Source organism: Armatimonadota bacterium, from assembly GCA_031459855.1.
GTDB lineage: Bacteria > Sysuimicrobiota > Sysuimicrobiia > Sysuimicrobiales > Humicultoraceae > Fervidifonticultor > Fervidifonticultor primus.
In genome coordinates this window covers 2,649,536-2,666,326 of record JAVKHP010000001.1, presented here as the reverse complement: position 1 = coordinate 2,666,326, position 16,791 = coordinate 2,649,536, and the positions used below count along the sequence as shown (strand labels likewise).

The 16,791-nt window shown below is 72.7% G+C and carries 13 protein-coding genes and 1 tRNA gene; 10 read left to right on the top strand and 4 right to left on the bottom strand.

What is annotated here, in order from left to right; translation table 11 throughout:
- Positions 1-74 precede the first annotated feature (74 nt).
- The 9 genes from recA to selB all read left to right on the top strand — a co-directional run bounded on the left by recA (position 75) and on the right by selB (position 12,122).
- Complete coding sequence (gene recA / locus QN157_12210) at positions 75-1,142, top strand: recombinase RecA (protein ID MDR7556353.1); 1,068 nt, start codon at positions 75-77, stop codon at positions 1,140-1,142.
- A gap of 12 nt (positions 1,143-1,154) precedes the next feature.
- Positions 1,155-1,832: a regulatory protein RecX gene (locus QN157_12205; GenBank protein ID MDR7556352.1), complete on the top strand. Its 678-nt coding sequence runs from the start codon at positions 1,155-1,157 to the stop codon at positions 1,830-1,832.
- The gene (locus tag QN157_12200) at positions 1,813-4,860 is read left to right on the top strand and encodes an ATP-dependent DNA helicase (protein ID MDR7556351.1); all 3,048 of its coding nucleotides are present in this window, start codon (positions 1,813-1,815) and stop codon (positions 4,858-4,860) included. The genes QN157_12205 and QN157_12200 overlap by 20 nt, the downstream gene beginning before the upstream one ends.
- 308 nt (positions 4,861-5,168) lie before the next feature.
- The gene (gene rny / locus QN157_12195) at positions 5,169-6,710 is read left to right on the top strand and encodes a ribonuclease Y (protein ID MDR7556350.1); all 1,542 of its coding nucleotides are present in this window, start codon (positions 5,169-5,171) and stop codon (positions 6,708-6,710) included.
- A 4-nt stretch (positions 6,711-6,714) separates the two neighbouring features.
- Complete coding sequence (locus tag QN157_12190) at positions 6,715-7,494, top strand: TIGR00282 family metallophosphoesterase (protein MDR7556349.1); 780 nt, start codon at positions 6,715-6,717, stop codon at positions 7,492-7,494.
- Positions 7,495-7,567: 73 nt separating this feature from the next.
- Positions 7,568-8,431, top strand: a complete 864-nt coding sequence (locus QN157_12185; GenBank protein MDR7556348.1) for a PHP domain-containing protein — start codon at positions 7,568-7,570, stop codon at positions 8,429-8,431.
- A 127-nt stretch (positions 8,432-8,558) separates the two neighbouring features.
- A complete protein-coding gene (locus QN157_12180) occupies positions 8,559-8,771 on the top strand; it encodes a hypothetical protein (protein MDR7556347.1) in 213 nt (70 codons plus the stop codon).
- A gap of 8 nt (positions 8,772-8,779) precedes the next feature.
- Complete coding sequence (gene selA / locus QN157_12175; GenBank protein ID MDR7556346.1) at positions 8,780-10,198, top strand: L-seryl-tRNA(Sec) selenium transferase; 1,419 nt, start codon at positions 8,780-8,782, stop codon at positions 10,196-10,198.
- Positions 10,152-12,122, top strand: coding sequence for a selenocysteine-specific translation elongation factor (selB, locus tag QN157_12170; protein MDR7556345.1), 1,971 nt, complete (start codon positions 10,152-10,154; stop codon positions 12,120-12,122). The genes selA and selB overlap by 47 nt, the downstream gene beginning before the upstream one ends.
- Positions 12,123-12,297: 175 nt before the next feature.
- Here the strand turns inward: selB and QN157_12165 are convergent, their stop codons facing one another.
- Together QN157_12165 and QN157_12160 are read right to left on the bottom strand one after the other, a co-directional pair.
- On the bottom strand, positions 12,298-12,927 hold the full coding sequence (locus tag QN157_12165) for a hypothetical protein (protein MDR7556344.1): 630 nt from the start codon (positions 12,925-12,927) through the stop codon (positions 12,298-12,300).
- Between the two features lie 213 nt (positions 12,928-13,140).
- Positions 13,141-14,325 carry a hypothetical protein gene (locus QN157_12160; GenBank protein ID MDR7556343.1) on the bottom strand — a complete coding sequence of 395 codons (1,185 nt, stop codon included), beginning with the start codon at positions 14,323-14,325 and terminating at the stop codon, positions 13,141-13,143.
- Between the two features lie 45 nt (positions 14,326-14,370).
- On the opposite strand from QN157_12160, the gene QN157_12155 reads away from it, so the two are divergent.
- A tRNA-Sec gene (locus QN157_12155) sits at positions 14,371-14,466 on the top strand.
- A 50-nt stretch (positions 14,467-14,516) separates the two neighbouring features.
- Here QN157_12155 and QN157_12150 read toward each other — a convergent pair.
- Both QN157_12150 and ilvD read right to left on the bottom strand, forming a co-directional pair.
- The gene (locus QN157_12150) at positions 14,517-14,963 is read right to left on the bottom strand and encodes a hypothetical protein (GenBank protein MDR7556342.1); all 447 of its coding nucleotides are present in this window, start codon (positions 14,961-14,963) and stop codon (positions 14,517-14,519) included.
- Positions 14,964-15,051: 88 nt separating this feature from the next.
- Positions 15,052-16,734, bottom strand: coding sequence for a dihydroxy-acid dehydratase (gene ilvD / locus QN157_12145; GenBank protein MDR7556341.1), 1,683 nt, complete (start codon positions 16,732-16,734; stop codon positions 15,052-15,054).
- Positions 16,735-16,791: the final 57 nt, after the last annotated feature.

Below are 16,791 nucleotides of genomic sequence, written 5' to 3'. Positions count from 1 at the left end.
ATTGTACAGGGTTGACATTCGAACATTTGTTTGATAGCCTGGGGGCCGTCGATTCAGGGAAAGGAGGCCGCCACATGAGCAGCGAGCGTCAGCGCGCGCTGGACCTGGCACTCTCGCAGATCGAGAAGCAGTTCGGGAAGGGGTCTATCATGCGCCTGGGCGAGGCGACCGCCAAGCTACAGGCCGAGGTCATCCCCACGGGGGCGCTGGCGCTCGACGTCGCCCTGGGCATTGGGGGCGTGCCGCGCGGCCGGGTGGTCGAGATCTACGGTCCGGAGGCGTCCGGCAAGACCACGCTGGGCTACCACATCATCGCCGAAGCCCAGCGGGAAGGCGGGGTGGCCGCGTTCATCGACGCCGAGCACGCGCTGGATCCCGCCTACGCGCGCGCCGTGGGCGTCGACGTCGACAACCTGCTGCTCTCGCAACCCGACTCGGGGGAGCAGGCGCTGGAGATCGCCGAGACACTGGTGCGCAGCGGTGCGGTGGACGTCGTCGTGGTCGACTCGGTGGCGGCGCTGGTTCCCAAGGCGGAGCTCGAGGGCGAGATGGGCGACGCGCACGTCGGGCTGCAGGCCCGGTTGATGTCCCAGGCCCTGCGCAAGCTCGTGGGGACCATCAGCAAGTCGCGCACCACCGTGATCTTCATCAACCAGATCCGCGAGAAGATCGGCATCATGTTCGGGAATCCCGAGACCACCACCGGTGGGCGCGCGCTCAAGTTCTACGCGTCCATCCGGATGGAGATCCGCAAGATCGAGAACCTCAAGAGCGGCGACGAGATCCGCGGTATGCGCGCGCGGGTCAAGGTGGTGAAGAACAAGCTGGCGCCGCCGTTCCGCGACGCCGAGTTCGACATCATCTACGGGCAGGGGATCTCGAAGAGCGCCAGTGTGCTCGATGTGGCCACGGCCCTGGGCATCGTCACGCGGTCCGGCACGTGGTTCACCTATGGCGACCTGCGGCTGGGGCAGGGCCGGGACAACGCCCGGGAGTTCCTCGAGAGCAACCCCGAGGTCGCGCGGGAGATCGAACGGCGTGTCCGCGAGGCCAAGGGCCTGGTGCGCGGCGGACCGGCCGCCGAGCCGGCACCGCCGGCGGCGCCAGACCCCGCCCGCCCGGTGGCCAGGGTCCGCGGCTGACCTGACCGGGCGGTGGCGTCCGGGTCGACCTATCGCATCGTCGGCGTGCGGATCCCGCCGCGGGATCCGACCACGCGGCTCGTGACCGTCGAACGGCTGGGGACGTTGCGCCTGGACGCGCGCGACGCGGCTGCGCTGGGGGTCGTGGAGGGCGGGCTGTTGCCCGCGACGGCGGTGCGGCGGGCCCGGCGGCTGGCGACGCGCCGGGCGGCGCGGATCGTGGCCCTGCGCTTGCTGGCACGCCGGTTGCGCAGCCGCGCCGAGCTCGATGCCGCTTTGCGACGGCGGGGGTATGCCCGGGAGGATGTGGCGGCGGTCATCGCCGACCTGGCTCGCGTGGGATGGGTCGACGACGCGCGCTTTGCACGGGCGTGGATCGCTGATCGCCTGCGGCTACGCCCTAGCGGGCGCCGGCGGCTGGTTGCGGAACTCGCTGCGCGCGGTGTCGACCGGACCGTGATTCGCGACGCGCTGGCTGCGGCGCTGCGGGCGGACGACGAGGAAGCGCTGGCCGCAGCCCAGGCCGCCGCGCGCGTCCGCCGGCTGCGCGGACTGCCCCCGGCGGTCGCGCGGCGGCGTCTGGCGGCTTGGTTGCAGCGGCGGGGCTTCGAGGACGCCGTGGTGGCCCGGGCGGTACGCGCCGTGCTGGGACGGGCGTACGGCGAGGAGGATGGCGACGCGATTCTCTGACCCACCCCGGCTGGCCGACCAGTTGACGCTCGAGTTTGCCGATGCGCCGGCGGTGGTGCCCGACGATGCGGTGGCGCGCTCCCTGGAGGGGTTGACCCCCCTGCAGCGGGCGGCGGTGACCCACGGCGAGGGGCCGTTGTTGATCGTGGCCGGGGCCGGGACCGGCAAGACTACCGTCATCACCCGACGGATCGCCTGGCTGATCGCCACCCGGCGCGCCAGGCCGTCGGAGATCTTGGCCCTCACCTTCACCGAGAAGGCCGCAGCCGAGATGGAGGCGCGCGTCGACCAGCTGGTCCCGTACGGGTACACCGACACCTGGATCGGCACGTTCCACGCGTTCGGCGACCGGGTGCTGCGCGAGCAGGCGCTGGAGGCAGGCCTGCCGCCCGACTTCCGGGTGCTGTCGCGGCCCGAGCAGTACGTCTTCGTCCGCGACCGGCTCTTCGACCTGCCGCTCGAGCGCTACCGGCCGCTGGGCGACCCCACACGCTACATCCACGCGCTGCTGGGTGTGATCAGCCGCGCCAAAGACGAGGACATCGCGCCCGACGACTACGCGCGCTACGCGCAGGCCCTGGCAGGCCGGGCCGAGACCACCGGCGATGCCGAGGCGCGGGAACTGGCGGCGAGCCATCTGGAGATCGCCCGTGTCTACGGGGCCTACCAGCGGTTGCTCCAGGAGGCCGGGTGCGTGGACTTTGGAGACCTGATCGTGCTACCTTTGCAGCTCTTCCGCCGGCGGCCCGATCTCCTGGCCCGCTACCAGGCCCGCTTTCGCTACGTGCTGGTGGACGAGTTCCAGGACACCAACCACGCGCAGTTCGAGCTGGTGAAGCTGCTGGTCGGCGCCCACCGCAACCTCACCGTGGTGGGCGACGACGACCAGAGCATCTACAAGTTCCGCGGCGCGGCCATCAGCAACATCCTGGGCTTCGTGGACGCCTTCCCCGACGCTACCCAGGTGGTCCTCACCGAGAACTTCCGGTCGCCCCAGGCCGTCCTCGACGCGGCGTACCGCCTGATCCAGCACAACAACCCCGATCGGCTGGAGGTCCGCAACCACCTCGACAAGCGGCTGGTGTCGCTGGTCGGGCCGGGGCTGCCCGTCGAGCACCGACACTACGATTCGCTCAGCACGGAAGCCGACGCCGTGGCGGCGGCTATCGCCGCGCACGTGGCCGGCGGCGGCCGGTACCGTGACTGTGCCATCCTGGTCCGCGGCAACCAGGACGCCGATCCATTCCTGCGCGCCCTCAACCTCCGGGGGATTCCGTGGTGGTTCTCGGGCACCCGGGGGCTGTACGACCGGGAAGAGGTGCGGGTGGCGCTGGCGTTCCTGCGGGTCCTGGCCGATCCCGCCGACAACCTGAGCCTGTACTACCTGGGCACGTCCGACCTCTACCTCATCGATCCCACCGACATGGCGCGCGCGCTGGCCGCCGCCCACCGGCGGAACCGTTCGCTGGAGTACACGTTCCGACACCTGAGCGGCGCGCCAGACCTGGCGGCGGAGCTCATGCCCGAGAGCCGGGCGGCCATCACGCGCCTGGTGGAGGACCTGGACGAGATGCGGCGGCTGATGCGCCACCACACCACGGGGCGGGTGCTGTACGAGTACCTCGTCCAGCGGACCGGCTATATCCGGCGCCTGGCGACCTCCGAGCAGCCAGGAGACGAAGCCAAGGTGGCCACGCTCGCCCGCCTGTTCGACATCGTCGCGCGGCACGGGGAGGTCGCCCGCTACGACCGCGTCCCGGAGTTCGTGCGCCACATCGACGACCTGATCGCGGCCGGCGACGACCCGCCCCTGCCCGATCCCGATCCGGAGTTCGATGGGGTTCACGTGTTGACCGTGCACAAGGCCAAGGGCCTCGAGTTCCCCATCGTCTTCGTCGTGAACTGCGTGGCCGACAAGTTCCCCTCCCGTCACCGCAGCGACCCGCTGGAGCTGCCCGACGACCTGGTCCGTGACCGGGAAGTGCTGCCCAGTGGCGACAGCCACCTCCAGGAGGAGCGCCGGCTGTTCTACGTGGCCATGACGCGGGCGAAGGCGCAGCTGGTCCTCACCAGCGCCCGGGACTACGGCGGCGTGCGCTCGCGCAAGGTGAGCAGGTTCGTCCTCGAAGCGCTGGACCGGCCCGCGGTGGATCCGCGCGCCGTCCAGCCGTCCCCGCTCGAGGCGATCCACCGGCACGCCCCGCCGGTGGAGGCCCAGCAGGTGCTGCCGGGCGTGCTGCCCGACGACGCGCCGCTCGTCCTCTCGTTCCGGCAGGTCGACGACTACGAGCTGTGCCCGCTGAAGTACAAGTACACCCACGTGCTGCGCGTCCCGCTCCTGCGCGATCACCGTGTGGTGTACGGCGCCGCGGTGCACGCCGGCGCCATGGAGTACAACCGCCGGCGGGCCCGGGGGCAGCCGGTGAGCCTGGACGACGTGCTGCGGGCCTTCGAACAGGCCTGGGTCACCGACGGGTTCATCAGCCGGGAGCACGAGGACCAGCGGCTGGAGGAGGGCCGGGCCGTGCTGGCTCGGTTCTTCGAGTACCAGCAGGCCAGCGGCACCGTGCCGACCATGGTGGAGAGCCGCTTCGCCTTCTCCCTGGGCACGACCCGCGTGCGCGGTCGCTGGGACCGAGTCGACCTGCGGCGGACACCGAGCGCGGGCGATGGAGAGGACGGGCAGCAGGTCGTCATCATCGACTTCAAGACCAGCGACGTCCGCCACCAGAAGGACGCGGACCGCCGGGCCCGGGAGAGCCTGCAGCTCGCCATCTACGCCCTGGCCTACCAGCGCCAGTACGGCCGGCTGCCCGACCGGCTCGAACTCCACTTCCTGGGGCCGCAGCGGGTGCTGGTCGGCGCGGTGGCGCCCTCCGAGGAGATGCTGGCCGAGGCCGCAGAGGCCATCGAGCGGGCCGCAGCCGGCATTCGCCGGCAACAGTTCGTGGCCACCCCCGACTACTACCGGGCCTGCCGGTACTGCGCGTTCGCCTCCATCTGCCCCTACACCGCGACGGGAGACTAGGCCCGTTCCCCGCTCCCGCCCCGCCCGACCGGGGGCCGCCGGATCCGGCCGCGGCCACGTGGGGCACCGGATCCGGCCGGAGCCACGCCGTCGGGCCGTCCTGTGACGGCAGGCGCCCGGGGCAGGGGGCACACGGGGCTCTCGGCGTGGCGGCGTCGAGGTCCTGCGTGATGTTTGTCGAGGTCCTGCGCGTCCTTGACGCTCTTTTTCCTCCCTCGGTACAATGTTTGGAAGATCTGACGAACGCATCCTGCACCGTCGGAGGGTGATGCGCGCGAGGTCACGTCCAACCGAGGGAGGTGTCCACCATCGACGCCCTAGCGAGTTACGTCGTCACGATCGTCGTCGGGCTGGTCGCACTCCTCCTCGGGTACCTCCTGCGCAGGACCATCGCCGAGGCGCGGATCAGGTCCGCGGAAGAGCATGCCCATCGGATTATCGAGGACGCCAGGAAAGAGGCTGAGGCGAAGCACCGGGAGATCATCGTCGAGGCCAAGGACGAGGCCTTCCGGATCAAGCGGGACGCCGAGCGGGAGATCCGAGAGCAGCGCGCGGAGCTGCAGCGCCTGGAACGGCGCTTGGGACAGCGCGAGGAGACCCTGGAGCGCAAGCTGGAGAGCGTGGAGCGCCGTGAGCGCCAGCAGGCGGAGGAGGCCCAGCGGCTGGCGGCACTGCGTGAGGAGGCGGAACGGCTCAAGGAGCAGCAGCTGGCGGAACTGCAGCGGATCGCCGGGCTGACCGTCGAAGAGGCCCGCGCCCAACTGCTGGCCCAGGTCGAGCGGAGCGCGCGCAACGAGGCCGCACAGATCGTGCGGCGCATCGAGAGCGAGGCCCGCGACGAGGGGGACCGCCGGGCGCGGGACATCCTGGCGCTGGCGATCCAGCGGTGCGCGGCCGAGCACACCGCCGAGGTCACCGTCACCGTCGTGCCCTTGCCCAACGAGGAGATGAAGGGCCGCATCATCGGCCGGGAGGGGCGCAACATCCGCACCCTCGAGAACCTGACGGGTGTGGACCTGATCATCGACGACACGCCCGAGGCCGTGACCATCTCGTCGTTCGACCCGATCCGCCGGGAAGTCGCGCGGCTCGCGCTGGAGCAGCTCATGGCCGACGGGCGGATCCACCCCGGCCGCATCGAGGAGGTGGTGGAGAAAGCCCGCCGCGATCTCGACGAGCAGGTCCGGGAGGCCGGCGAGCAGGCCGCCCTCGAGGCTGGGGTGCATGGCCTGCATCCCGAGGAGATCAAGGTGTTGGGCCGACTGCGGTACCGGCACTCCTACGGGCAGAACCTGCTCAAGCACTCCGTCGAGGTGGCGTTGCTCGCCGGGTTGCTGGCCGAACACCTGGGCGCCGATGCCCGGCTGGCCCGGCGCGCCGGCCTGCTCCACGACATCGGGAAGGCCCTGACCCACGAGGTGGAGGGGACCCACGTGCAGGTCGGCATGGACCTGTGCCGGCGCTACCACGAGCCGCCGGAGGTCCTCAACGCCATCGCCTACCACCACGGGGAGGAGGAGCCCGCCTGCCTGGAGGCGGTGCTGGTCGCCGCCGCCGACGCCATCTCGGCCAGCCGTCCGGGTGCGCGTAAGGAGACGGTGGAGATGTACATCAAGCGCCTCCAGACCCTGGAGAGCCTGGCCACGTCGTTCCCCGGCGTGGAGAAGGCCTATGCGATCCAGGCCGGCCGGGAGATCCGGGTGATCGTGCGGCCCCAGGACGTGGACGACGTCGGCGCGGCCACCCTGGCCCGGGAGATCGCGCGGAAGATCGAGCACGAGCTGGAGTACCCCGGGCAGATCAAGGTGACGGTGCTCCGGGAGACCCGCGTGGTGGAGTACGCGCGGTAGGCCGGTGCGGGTCCTGTTCGTCGGCGATGTCACCGGCAAGCCCGGCCGGCGCATCCTCGCCCGCCTGCTGCCGCGGCTGCGGCGCGACCACGCCATCGACGCGGTGCTCGCCAACGGCGAGAACGCTGCAGGCGGCATGGGGCTGACGGCCGACACCGCGGCGGAGCTGTTCGCGGCCGGCGTCGACGTGCTCACCGGCGGCAACCACATTTGGAAGAACCGGGAGGTCTACGCCCTGCTGGACAGCGACCCGCGGATCGTCCGCCCGGCCAACTACCCGGCCGGCGTGCCCGGGCGGGGCGCGGCGGTGGTGCGCGTCGGCGGCGCGTCCCTGGGGGTGCTCAACCTGGAAGGCCGGGTGTTTATGCAGGCGCTGGAGGATCCGTTCCGGGTTGGCCGCGAGGAGGCGGCGCGGCTACGGGCGGTCACCCCGGTGATCGTCGTCGACTTCCACGCCGAGGCCACGTCGGAGAAGGTGGCCATGGGGTGGTACCTCGACGGCCGGGTCAGCGCCGTCGTGGGTACCCACACGCACGTGCAGACCGCCGACGAGCGCGTGTTGCCCCAAGGCACCGCCTACATCACCGACGTGGGGATGACCGGTCCGCGCGACGGGATCATCGGCATGGCCCGGGAAGGGATCCTGGAGCGCTTCCTCACCCAGCTCCCGGTGCGCTTCGAGGTGGCGTCCGGGCCGGTGCAGCTGAACGCCGTGGTCGTGGAGATCGCCCAGGACGGCCGCGCCACGACCATCCAGCGGATCCAGCTGGTGGAGGAGGGCTAGTGGCGGCCCGGCACGCGCCGTGCTGCCGGCGGACCGCCCCCGCGCTGCACCCGGGCACCGTCGGGTGGCGCTAGTGCGCATCGACCTGCACACCCACACCACGGCCTCGGACGGGCTGCTCGACCCCGCCGCCCTCGTCGCCGAGGCACACGCCCGGGACGTCGGCCTGCTGGCCGTGACCGACCACGACACGACGGCCGGCGTGGACCCTGCGATGGCAGCCGGCAGGACGCTGGGCGTGGAGGTGTGGTCGGGCGTGGAGCTGTCGTGCGACGTGCCGGTGGGGGAGGTGCACGTCCTCGGGTACTTCGTCCGGCACGAGCTGGAGTGGTTCCAGCAGCTGCTGGACCGGCTCCGAGCGGGGCGCACCGACCGGGCCCGGCGGATGGTGGAGCGCCTGGCGGCGCTGGGCGTGCCGATCGCCTTCGAGCGGGTCGCCGCGCTGGCAGGCGGGGGCGCGGTCGGGCGTCCCCACGTGGCGCGCGCACTGGTCGAGGCCGGGTGGGTGCGCGACATCGCCGAGGCGTTCGACCGGTACATCGGACGCCACGGGCCGGCCTACGTTGAGCGCGTCAAGATCAGTCCCGCTGCGGCGGTGCGCGTCATCCGGGCCGCTGGCGGGCTGGCGGTGCTGGCACACCCCGGGTGGGGAGCGCACGAGGCGATCGTGCCGGAGCTGGTGGCGGCCGGGTTGGACGGCATCGAGGTCTACTACCCGGACCATTCACCCGCCCAGGTCGAGCGCTACACGGCCCTGGCGCGGCAGTACGGGTTGCTGATGACCGGCGGCACCGACTTCCATGGCGGGGAGATCGCCACGCGCGTGGCCGTGGGCAGCCAGTACGTGCCCGAGGGGTTGATCGGGCCGCTGCGCGCGGCCGCGGCGCGCCGGGCGCCCATGGACCGGCCGCCCGACCTGGCGCTGGAGACGGCGTGACTCGTGGCCCGCATGCAACGGAGAATCGTCGTGCTGATGGCCCGGTCAGACCTGGCAGTGGAGACGGCGTAGACCCCGTGGTGGTGAGGGCGGGGGAACGGTGAGGGCGGGGGAGAGGAGCCAAGCGATGCGGTGCGCACGATGCGGTGCGGAGAACCCCCAGGGGAAGATCGTCTGCGCGCGCTGCGGCGCGCGCCTGCGGGCGAGCGCTGGCCCGGCAGCCGTTGCCGACCGGCCCGAGGAGTTCATGCGGTGGTTGCGGGCTGACCTGGTCCGGCTCGCGGTAGTGACCGCCGTCGTGGCGGCCGGGGCGCTGGTCCTGGGAGGCCTGCTGCGGTAGAGGGCCGGGTGGTGCACGACGCCCACGCCGCGCTGCGCCATCTGCCGTCGGTCGACCGGCTGGTCGCGACGCTCCGGGCCCAGGGGCGGCTGGCGGGGGTGCCGCGCCAGGCGGCGACGCTGTGTGCGCGTGAGGTGCTCGAGGTGGCACGCGCACGCCTGCGCGCCGGGGACGAGTCGGCGGCATCTCTGGAAGGCCTCGTCGCGGAGATGCTGGCGCGCCTGGAGCGGCGGTTTGGCGGGTCGCTGCGGCCGGCGGTCAACGCCACCGGGATCGTGCTGCACACCAACCTGGGCCGCGCGCCCTTATCCGCAGCCGCGCGCGCAGCCGTGCTGCAGACGCTGCGCGGCTACACCACCCTGGAGATCGACCTGGCGAGCGGCGGCCGGGGCACGCGGCACGCCCACGTGGAAGACCTGCTGCGCGCCACGACCGGAGCGGAGGCCGGCTTCGCCGTCAACAACAACGCCGCCGCGGTGACGGTCGCCCTGGCGGCGCTCGCCGCCGGGCGGGAGGCCGTCGTCAGTCGCGGGGAGCTCGTGGAGATCGGCGGCAGTTTCCGCATGCCAGCCGTCATGGCGCAGAGTGGCGCCCGGCTGGTGGAAGTGGGCACCACCAACCGCACCTACCTGGCCGACTACGCGGCCGCGCTGGGTCCTGCCACCGGCGTGCTGCTCAAGGTGCACCGCAGCAACTTCGCCATGCGCGGCTTTGTCCACGAGGCCAGCCTCGACGAGCTGGTCGCGCTGGGACGGGACCACGGGGTGCCGGTGGTCTACGACCTGGGCAGCGGGTGTCTGGTCGACCTCGGTGCGGTCGGCCTGCCGCGGGAGCCGATGGTGCAGGCTGCCGTCGCAGCGGGCGCGGACGTCGTGCTGTTCTCCGGCGACAAGTTGCTGGGCGGACCCCAGGCTGGCATCCTGGTCGGGCGGCGGGAGGCGATCGACCGGTGCCGGCGCCATCCGCTGGCACGCGCGGTCCGACTCGACAAGCTGAGCGTGGCGGCGCTGGCGGCGACGTTGCGCGCCTACCTGGATCCAGCGCGGGCATGGCGCGAGATCCCCGTGCTGGCGATGCTGGCCACTCCCCTGGCGCGCCGTCGGCGGCGGGCGGCCCGGCTGGCGCGGGCTCTTGCGGGCGTCTGCGGCGATGCGGCCCGGGTGACGGTGGTGCCCACCCACGGTGAGGTGGGCGGCGGGGCGTTGCCCGACGTGCCGATTCCGTCGTACGCCGTGGCGCTGCAGCCATTGCGTGGTGCCGTCGACGACTGGGCACGCCGCCTGCGCCAGGCCCCGCGTCCGGTCGTCGGGGTCGTGCGCGACGACGCCCTGGTGCTCGACGTCCTGGCACTGCTCCCGGGTGAGGAACGGATCGTACGGGATGCCGTGGCCCGAGTGGTGGCCGCCGGCGAAGCCGGGGGCGCGTAAGACGATGCGGGCGGTCACCATCGGCACTGCCGGGCACATCGACCACGGCAAGAGCGCGCTGGTGCGGGCGCTCACGGGCATCGACCCGGATCGGCTGGCCGAGGAGCAGCGCCGGGGCATGACGCTGGACCTTGGCTTTGCCCACCTGGACCTCCCCAGCGGCGTGCGGGCGGGGATCGTGGACGTGCCCGGCCACGAGGCGTTGGTGCACAACATGCTGGCCGGCGCGGGCGGGCTGGACTTGGTCATGCTGGTCGTGGCGGCCGACGAGGGCGTGATGCCGCAGACCCGCGAGCACCTGGACATCGTCCGGTTCCTGCCCGTCGCCGGCGGTGTCGTCGTGCTGACGAAGATCGACCTCGTCCCCGACCCCGAATGGCTGGAGATCGTCGCCGAGGAGGTGCGGGCCCTGGTGGCCGGGTCGCCGCTGGAGGGTGCGCCCGTGGTGGCGACCTCGGCGAAGACCGGCGCGGGGCTGGCGGACCTGGTGGCGGCCCTCGATCGCGCGGTGGCGGCGCTACCGCCTCGCGACGCGAGCGGCCCGGTGCGCCTTCCCCTCGACCGGGCCTTCACGATCCAGGGCTTCGGGACCGTGGTCACCGGCACGCTGTGGAGCGGCACGCTCCATCCGGGCGACGTGCTGGAGCTGTTGCCCGCTGGCCGCCAGGTACGGGTGCGCGGGCTGCACGTGCACGGCGAGAGCGTGCTGGCAGCGAGCGCGGGCAGCCGCGTGGCGGTCAACGTGAGCGGGATCGAGAAGCAGGAGGTGGCACGGGGCGACGTGCTGGCCACCCCCGGCGCCTTTCGCCCGACGACCCACCTGGACGTCCGCCTGCGGCTGCTGCCGGGTGTGCCCGCGCTGCGCCACGCCGCGCCCGTGCACGTGCACCTCGGGTCGGGCGTGACGATCGGCCGGATGGTCCTGGCGGCCGGCACGACGCTGGCCCCCGGGGCGGAGGCGCTGGCCAGCCTCCGGCTGGACCGTCCCGTGGTGGCGGTGCACGGGGACCGGTTCGTCATCCGGCGCTACTCGCCCACCCAGACGCTTGGCGGTGGCATCGTCTTGCGCGCGGTGGTCCCGCGGCGCGAGCGGCGCGCCGCAAGCCTGGCCATCCTGCAGGCGATCGAACGCACGGGACCGGCGGCGCTGGTTGCGAGGGCGGTGGCCGACGCCGGGCCGATCGGCATGGCGCCCGACGACCTCGCCGCCGCAGCGGGTCTGACCCCGGCAGCCGCGACCGCCGGCCTCCAGCAGGCCCAGGCGCAGGGCACGGTCGTGGCGCTCGCCGGCCGTCTGTTCGCGACACAGGTCGTGGCGGGCATGCGCCAGACGATCGTGCGCATCCTCGACGACTACCACCGCGTGGCTCCCTGGCGCCGGGGCCTTCCACGCGAGGACCTCAAGGTCCGTGCCACAAGCCCGGGAGGTGACGTCCTGTTCGACGCCGTGCTGGCGGAACTCGTCACTGCCGGTCAGGTGGTCATCGACCGGGGGTTCGTGGCGCGCGCGGGATTCGTGCCGACGCTGGACGACGTGCGGCGGCACCTGCGCCAGACCCTGCTGGCCACGCTCCAGGGCGCGGCCTGGGCGCCACCGCCCGTCGACGACCTCAGGCGCCTGGGGCCGACAGACGCCGTGGACGACATGCTGCAGCTCCTCGTCGACGAAGGCCACGTGGTGGCCGTCGCGCCCGACCTGCGCGTGGCGACTTCGGCCCTCGACGCGGTGCGACAGACGCTCGTGCACATGGCGGCCGAAGGCAGGGAGATCACCGTGGCCACGCTGCGCGATCGGCTGGGAACCAGCCGGCGCTATGCGCTGGCGCTGCTGGAGTACTTCGATGCGATCCGCCTCACCCGCAGGGTCGGCGATCGCCGAGTCCTGGCACCCGACGCCGACACGGCGCGGGACGCGGTCGGCTAGCTGCGGCCGCCGGCACCCGCGGTATCGTTGCACGCAGCCTGCGTGGGTCCGCGCGCCCACCGTATGGCCGCCCGTGCGCGTACGCGGGCACGGGCGGCGAGGGCCCCGGCCGCATCGCCAGCGGCGGGATGCGTCGGCCAGGCATGACGCCACGCACAGGGCGCCACGGGGCGTCCTACGGTCCGACCTTGACCTCGGCGGCACGGTGCGCGGCCGTCCACGCCACCACCACGCCCTCGCACACTCCACCCGTCACGGCCAGCGGCACGTCCACCGACCCGCCCGCAGCCAGCCGTTGGACCCGTACGGTCGCAGTCCAGGTCTCCTCGACGAACCGCGCCTGCACGCCCAGCCGGCAGGTGACCTTGAGGTCCACCGTGACCACGGCGCTCTCGACGGTCAACGTCGCGCCGTTGGTCACCGTGGCGACGAAGTCGCCCCGCCCGGGGTCCGGCTTCGTGGCACGTACGGTGACCTGCAGCAGGCGCGCCACCAGCGGCGCGAAGATCTCGGTGGTGCGGATCTCCCCGACGGAGCGCGCCAGCACTGCCCCGCCGGCGGTGGCGCGGATCACGACCTCGTAGCGCCGGACGATTGCCGACAGCGGGACGCGGACGTCGAACGTGGCGGTGCTGTTCGTCCGCACCAGCGCGGGCTGCAGCGGGGCGGTCCCCTGTCCTGCCAGCCGACCCCCGGTGTCGAACACCCGGACCTCCGCATAAGCCGTCTGCGCCGCCGCACGGTTCTCCACGGTCCCGCTGACCACCAGGTCGGTGTTCTCCACACGCACTGCGGTGGACCGCACCCCCCAGGTGCCCGGAGCCGTGGTCGGGGTGGGACTGGGCGCCGGCGACGCACCAGGCGAGGGTGCGGCGGCCCCGGGAAGTCCTCCGCCTGTCACCGCGACCATGCCCACGGCCGTCAGCACGAGCACGCCAATCCAGTGACGAGAAGCCATTGGCACCCTCCCGCAGTCGATTCATAGGACCCCGGCCGCCACGTGGCGCTCTGAGATTCCCTATTCCCCGATGCGCAGCTCCCCCACCCGCGGCACGGCCGCCCACGTGCCGAACTCGACGCAGATCCCCGGCGAGAGGGGGAGGGGGGCACGCCCCTGCCCGCCAGGACGGATCTGCACCACCACCGCACTGCCCGTGCGGACTTCCTGGACGACGCGCGGCGTGGGCGTCGTCAGGCGACATGTCACCGTGACCTCGACGGCCACGGCGACGCTCGCCACCACCACCACGCTGCCGTTGGTGACGACCACGAGGAAGTCGTCGCGCGTGGGCGGCGTCGCCTGCACGGCGACTGCCAGCTGGAGCTGTCGCGCCACGATGGCGGCGAACTGCTGCAGGGCGACGATCTCGCCGCTCGCCTCGGCCAGCGTGTCGGTGATCGACCCCACGGGACGAATCGTCACCTGGTACCGCCGCACCACGGTGGCAATCGGCACCCGGGCCTCGAAGGTCGCACTCCCGCCTGCCGGTACCGGCACCGGGACGAGCGGTGCATCGCCCTGCGCCACCACGGCGCCGTCGGGTCCCAACGCCCGCACCTCGGCATAGGCCGCCTGTGCGCGGCCGCGGTTGACCACCGTCCCGGCCACGACCAGGGTGAAGTGGTCCACGGTGGCCGACAGCCGGGTCACGGCCCACGCGGCAGGCGGCGGCCCCGGGGACGCGGGCGGGCCGGGCGCCGGTGTGGCCGCCGGGGCGGTGGGGGATCGGCCCAACGGTGCCGCGGGCAACACCTCGACGGCCACCACGCGGTCACCGTGCAGCACGAAGCGAATGCCGGCGAACGGGTATGTCAGCAGATCACCGCCGGCCACCGGTGCGATCACGCTGGCAGGCTCGGTGGCGTAAGCGGCGCGCACGGCTGTGAGCGTGGCGCCCACCCCGAGCCCCCGGGCCGTGCGGCACTGGGGCGACCGCGTGGCGATGCGCTCGACGCGTCCTGCAACGGCGACCAGCTCGGCCCAGGGGGCGCGCAGCCCGTAGACCGTCTCACGGCCGAGAGGGCGCTCGTCCAGCGCGCCGCCGGCTGTGGCCAGCGCCTCGGCCACGGGCTGGCCGATCCGGATGCCGCCGATCGCCACGCCCTCGACGATCGCGCATGGTACGGCGCCGGCGCCCGCCGCGGCCCCACCGGGCGCGGCACTACACACCACGAGCAGCGCGAGCGCGGCCGCCTTGCGCACGCGGCGGGCGCTTCGTACAATGCACCTGCACCCTCGGGAGCGCGTGGAGGGCAGCGTCCGCTGGTGCGGGCCCCGGTCTTCAAAACCGGTCGCTGGGTCCGGGCGATCCAGGCTGGGTTCGATTCCCAGGGCCCTCCGCCACCTCCGGCGTATCGTCATGGTGCCTCATGCCGTGCGCCCTGCACGGCCCGTCAGATCCGTAGATCCACGATGGCGGAGACGCCCACACCCGGCACCCGCCGGAACGCCTCCCAGGGCTTGAGGTTGTCCACCGGGACGTAGGCCTTGATGCGAAACGCCGTCTGGAAGTCGGCTTCGAGCAGGGCCACGGCCTCGACCCGCGCGACGGCGGATGCGGGTCCCGACACCTGGGCGGCGCCCACGTACGCGCCTCCCGGATTCCCCACGCCGATGGCGATGCTCAGGATCGGCACGACCTTCGTCTGCTCGCGCACCGCCACCCCGCGGTTTTGCAGCAGGTCGTTGATGAAGTTGTTGATCTGCGGCGCAAACGTGCGCACGGCGTAGGCCACGCCGAGGGTCTTGATGATGCCGAAGATGTCCTGGCCGTACGCTGCCGGCGCGGCGCCGACGAGCGCCAGCACGATCGCCAGGGCCACCAGGCGTCGTCTGCGCATCTCAGTCGTCCTCCCTTCGCTGCGTGCGCATCGGTCTTGGCCTCCCGCCCAGAGTACGTGCGCGGGCGGGCGGCTGTTCCGCACAGCCTTAGCCGCAGACCGCGCCCACCGACGCCGACGCCACCAGGCGCGCGTACTTGGCCAGGGCGCCGTGGGCATAGCGCGGCGCCGGCGGTGTCCACGCGGCCCGGCGCCGGGCGAGTTCTTCGGAGGAGACCTCCAGGTCCAGGCGCCGGGCCGGGATGTCGATGGCGATGACGTCGCCGTCGCGCACTAACGCCAGCGGACCGCCGACCGCGGCCTCGGGCGCGACGTGTCCCACCATCAGGCCGCGGGTGGCCCCTGAGAACCGCCCGTCGGTCACCAGGGCCACGTGCGGGCCCAGGCCCTTGCCCACGAGCACCGCGGTCACGGCCAGCATCTCCCGCATGCCCGGACCGCCCTTGGGGCCTTCGTAGCGGATGACGACCACGTCTCCGGGCTGGACCTGCCCACGCACCACGGCGCTGAAGGCGTCCTCCTCACGGTCGAAGACCCGCGCCGGGCCGCGATGGGTCCGCTGGGACACACCGGCGGTCTTGATCACCGCGCCCTCGGGCGCCAGCGTGCCCTTGAGGATCGCCAGGCCGCCCTCCGGTTCCAGCGGCCGGTCGATCGGCACCACGACCGGCTCGGCGACCGCTGGCGTGCCCTCGAGGTTCTCGCGGACGGCACGGCCCGTGACCGTCAGACAGTCGCCGTGCAGCAACCCCGCATCCAGCAGGGCGCGCATCACCACGGGCACCCCACCCGCACGGTCGAGGTCCGCCATGACGTACCGTCCTCCGGGCCGGAGGTCCGCGATGTGCGGCGTGGTCCGGCTGAGGCGGTCGAAGTCGTCCAGGGCGAGCGGCACGCCGGCCTCCTGGGCGATTGCCAGCAGGTGCAGGACGGCATTGGTGCTGCCGCCCATGGCCACCACGACACGAATGGCGTTCTCGAACGCCCGGCGGGTGAGGATGTCCCGCGGCCGGATCCCCTCGTGCAGCAGCCGCAGCACGGCCGCCCCCGTCCGGTGACAGGCCTCCGGCCGCCGCGGGTCCACCGCGGGGATCGACGCCAGCCCCGGCAGCATCATCCCCAGGGCCTCGGCGGCCGCCGCCATGGTGTTGGCCGTGTACAACCCGCCGCAGGATCCCGCGCCCGGACACGCGGCGTGCTCGAGCGCGTCCAGCGCCTCGGGACGCATCCGCCCTTCGGTCACCATGCCGACGGCTTCGTAGACGTCCTGTATGGTCACGGGGCGCCCTTCGAACTCTCCGGGGAGGATCGTGCCGCCGTACAGGAAGATCCCCGGGATGTTGATCCGCGCCAGGGCCATGAGCGAGCCAGGCAGGCTCTTGTCGCACCCGGCGATCGCCACCAGGGCGTCGAAGCACTCCGCGTGGGCCATCAGTTCGATCGAGTCCGCGATCACCTCGCGGCTAACCAGCGACGCCTTCATGCCCTCGTGCCCCATGGCGATGGCGTCGCTGACCGCGATCGTCCCGAACTCCTGAGGCGCCCCGCCGGCGGCGCGCAGGCCGGCCTTGACCGCCTGCGCCTGGGCGTTCAGGTTCAGGTTGCAGGGCGTCACCTCGTTCCACGTGCTGGCGACCCCCACGAACGGTCGGCGGAGGTCCTCGTCGGCCAGGCCGGTCGCCCGCAGCATGGCACGGTGCGGCGCGCGCTCCAGCCCCTCGGTGACGATCCGGCTGCGATGCTTCAGGTCGATGGGAACCGTGGTCTTCACGCTCCTGGCTCCTTTCGGCGTCGGATTTCTCTTCCACGGATTCGCGCCGTCACGGAC